Here is a 3850-nt window from a genome sequence, read left to right as displayed (position 1 = left end):
CCTGCCGCAGCAGCTCGTCGCCGGCGGCATGGCCATAGGTGTCGTTGATCATCTTGAAATTGTCGAGGTCGATGCAGGCGAGCGCCATGCCGGCCTGCGCGTCGCCGGCGCTGCTCAGGAGGTAGCGGGCCTGTTCGCGCAGCGCGGCCCGGTTCATCAGCCCGGTCAGCTCGTCGCGGGAGGCCAGGCTCGCGAGCCGGTCGGTGGCGTTCTTGGCGATGGTGATGTCCGAGCCGACGCAGCGCCAGCCGAGGATGGTCCGGCCGTCATCCCTGACCGGATTGGCGGTGAGCGACCACCAGCGCCGCTCGCGCCCGACCCCCACCGCGATCTCGACGTCCCGAAACCCTTCGCCGCGCTTGAAGCGGCCGCCCAGGGTCATCGCCGATTCCACCGGGAGATAGTCGAACAGCGAGACGCCCGGCCGCAGCGAGGGCTCGTTCAGCACCTCCGCCAGGCGCTGCGAGAACGACAGCAACCCGCCATCGGCCCTGCATTCGAACAGCCAGTCGGAGCCGTTCTGCTGGAATTCGGCGAGCAGCAGCTGGATCACCTGGCCGCGATCGGTCAGCTCCGCCTCCGAACGCAGCTGCCTCTCGAACAGCGTCGCCGTGGTCTGCACCGCGCGCATGATCACCGTGGCATAGGCGATCAGCAGGATCGAGACGACGAGCGAATGCTCGGTCTGCGCCAGGCCGAGCCCGACCAGGGCACCGGCCGTGATGATGGCGACGAAGGCGAGTCCCGCGGGCGCGACGGTGGCGAGCACGAAGCCGCCGGCGCAGATCATCCCGGTGATCAGCGTGCCGAGGACGAATTGCAGATCCGGCGGCGCCCGCGGAAACCAGAGGATCGGCACGATCGCCCAGCAGCTGGCGAGGACGGCGCTGTAGATCCGCGCCCGCCGGATGCCGCGCGGCGAGGCGGTCCGGCGCGGAGGCCGGATCCGGCTGCGATACCAGGCCGGGACGCCCGCAGCGATGGTCAGGAGCAGCGTGGCGGTCCATATCGCCAGCTCGGCCCGCGTCGCGATCGCCCGGACCGAAAAGCCCACGGCGAAGCCGTTGAAGATGTTGACGAAGAGAGAGGTCGGCGTGAAGCGCAGGATCGCACGCAACTGATGGGCGCGAACGCGCCCGTCAAGATCGCTTGACCCAAATGCAAGCCCTGGTTGCAGGCTTGTCGCAGAGTACGGTAAATGCATAGCGCCCGACAGCCGAAGTTACGGTTGTCGCTGACTTTAGGGAAGACAGGTTAAATTTATTTGTATGCCGGATTCTATGGTGTCAGTCGGCTTTCAGCTTTGAGCTCTCCCGCCGCGGTCCGTGGCGAAGTGCTTGCTCAGGCGACGCTGACTGCGCCCAAAGCCATCGCCACCGCCGCCTGGGTCGGATCGATCACCGGGATGCCGAGCGCCTGCTCCAGCGGCTTGCGATGCCGCGCCATCCCGGCGCAGCCCATCACGATCGCTCCCGCGCCATCCTCCTCCTTCAGCTCCCGTCCGATGGCGATCATCCGGGCGAGGGTCCCTTCGCCCGACGCGGTCTCGGCCACCGACATTTCCAGCGGGCGCTCGCCGGCCAGCCTGTCCATCAGCCCCATCTGCCGGAGATAGCGGATATGGCGCGGGATCGAGCGGGATTTGATGGCGATGACGCCGAAGCGGTCCGCCCGGGTCAGCGCCGTCAGCACGCCGCATTCGGCGATGCCGAAGACCGGCCGCGCCGTGCCCTCGCGCGCCACGAACAGCCCGGGATCGGAATAGCAGGCGATGATGAAGGCATCGATGTCGTTGGCGGCCTCGATCCGGCGGCGGAGCGGGAGGGTGACGCTCTCGATATGCTCCTGCGTCTCGATGCCGAGCGGCCCTTCAGCCAGGGTCTCGCAGATGATCTCGGGGCCGTCGGCGAAGCCCAGCGGACGGACCGCCTCGCGCAGCCCCTCGGTGACGGCCTCGTTCGAATTCGGGTTGATGACGAGGATACGGGCGGGGCGGGTCATGTCGGGTCCGGTGCTGTGCTGCCGCTTCGGGATCGCGCGAGCATGGGCCGATTGCGCCATGCGTCGCAAGGGGCGGGGGAGCGAACGCCGCGCGGGTGCTCGCCCCGTGAACGCCGCGATGGCGCCTCAGCCGCGGAAATGATCCTCCATCTCGCGGCGCAGCTTGACCGCGGCATCCTCGGCATCGAAGGCGACGTCCGACCATTTCAGGCGCTGGCCCTGGGCGATGTCGTGCTTCAGCTTGACGCGATGGGCGAGGCCGAGCGGCAGATAGCCCTGCGCCAGCGAGGTTTTCGCCGGGGTCTGCTTGCCCCAGACGCAGAAGCCGCCTTCGCCATCCAGGATTTCGCCGGCCTTCAGATCGCGCTTGGCCGTGGCGACGACGTCGGAATTGAAGCAGATCGGCGCGCCCGTCGGCTCGCGGCGCAGCGCGGCCGAGGCGACGGAGATGCCGAGCTCCAGTCCGATCATGTGGATCGGCCGGTAGAGGCAGGCATAGCGGCCGCTCCGGTCGGGCAGCATCGAATATTCCCGGAAACACTCCTCGCTATAGGCGCTGTCGCTCTCGAAAACGACATAGGTGCCCATGACCAGGCTGTGCGGCACGTCGCTGCCGTCGCGATAGACCGAGGAGGTCACCTCGGTGACGCCGGCCCGCTCCAGCACGCCGCCATCGGCCCTAGGCTTGCAGATCTCGGCATGTTCGAAGCGTGTCGCCGGCGGGAAGGACAAGCCTTCCTCCTGCGATTCCAGCCCCGTCGCATTGCAGACGGCCGTCATCTCGATGCCCGATTTGGTTCCGTCAACGAAGGAGTTGAACATCTTCGGATTGATCGAATTGCGATCCTTGATCTTCATATAGGTGTCGAGGATCTCCCAGACCGTGTCCGGCGTCGACTGGTGATAGGTCGGGTGGTAGCGCGTGCCCTTGCCGGCGCAGACGACACGGAAGCCGCAGGCGCGGGCCCAGTCGACATGATCGGCGATCAGCGCCGGCTGGTCGCCCCAGGCCAGCGAATAGACCACGCCGGCCTCCCGCGCCTTGCGGGCGAGCAGCGGCCCGGCGCAGGCATCGGCCTCGACATTGACCATGACGATGTGCTTGCCCCGGGCGATCGCGCGCAGCGCGAAGCGGATGCCGGCGCCGGGGTCCCCCGTCGCCTCGATGATCACCTCGATGGCGGGGTGGTCGATCAGCGCATCGGCATCCTCGGTGATCAGCGTCGCGCCATGTTTCAGCGCATCGTCGACCGAGCCGGCGGCATAGCGTTCCTGCGGCCAGCAGGCGAGTTTCAGCTGCGAGCGCGCCCGCTCGGGATTGAGGTCGGCGACGCCGACGACATGCATCCCGTCGGTGCTGCGCGCCTGGGACAAGAACATCGCGCCGAATTTGCCCGCGCCGATGATGGCGACGGTGACCGGCTTGCCGGCTTCCTTCCGTTCGAGAAGCAGTCTGTGCAGGTTCATGCCTCGCCTCTTTCCTCGCCTGGCTGGTCGGTTTCCGTCGCGGGCCGCGAACCGGGTGCTCAATCGAGCGCGGATTGCATCTCGATCTGGTAGCCTTCGGGATCGTCGAAGACGAAGGCGCGGATCTTCAGCTCCTGATGCGAGCGCGGCTCCTTCAGCGCGGCGACGCCCTGTTCCGCGATATAGCCGTACCAGGCATCGACATCCCTGACGCGGATGCAGAGCTGGACGGGCTTGACCGGATGGGCCCTGTGGCTGCCCCGCGTCTCGTCGACGAGCCCGACATAGCCGGTTTCGGTGACGCGATAGATCTTGCTCCAGCCCTGGTCGATCGCCAGCGGCAGCCCCATCACCTCCTCATAGAAGCGGATCGCGGCCGGCA

At 67.4% G+C, this 3850-nt stretch carries 4 protein-coding genes; all 4 read right to left on the bottom strand.

The features are described from left to right. A partial coding sequence (locus ASG72_RS21050) for a sensor domain-containing diguanylate cyclase (protein ID WP_162246256.1) occupies nt 1-1117 on the bottom strand: 1117 nt, incomplete at its 3' end. 224 nt (nt 1118-1341) lie between these two features. Beyond that, complete coding sequence (locus ASG72_RS16260) at nt 1342-2001, bottom strand: aspartate/glutamate racemase family protein (RefSeq protein WP_056714871.1); 660 nt, start codon at nt 1999-2001, stop codon at nt 1342-1344. 126 nt (nt 2002-2127) lie between these two features. Beyond that, nucleotides 2128-3468, bottom strand: a complete 1341-nt coding sequence (locus ASG72_RS16255) for a Gfo/Idh/MocA family oxidoreductase (protein WP_056714170.1) — start codon at nt 3466-3468, stop codon at nt 2128-2130. Nucleotides 3469-3527: 59 nt separating this feature from the next. Next, a partial coding sequence (locus tag ASG72_RS16250; RefSeq protein WP_056714869.1) for a VOC family protein occupies nt 3528-3850 on the bottom strand: 323 nt, incomplete at its 5' end.

It is taken from the genome of Allobosea sp. Leaf344, from assembly GCF_001426225.1.
In the GTDB taxonomy this organism is placed as follows: Bacteria; Pseudomonadota; Alphaproteobacteria; order Rhizobiales; family Beijerinckiaceae; genus Allobosea.
The sequence above is the reverse complement of the archived record's forward strand: the minus strand, read 5'-3'. Positions and strand labels throughout refer to the sequence as shown.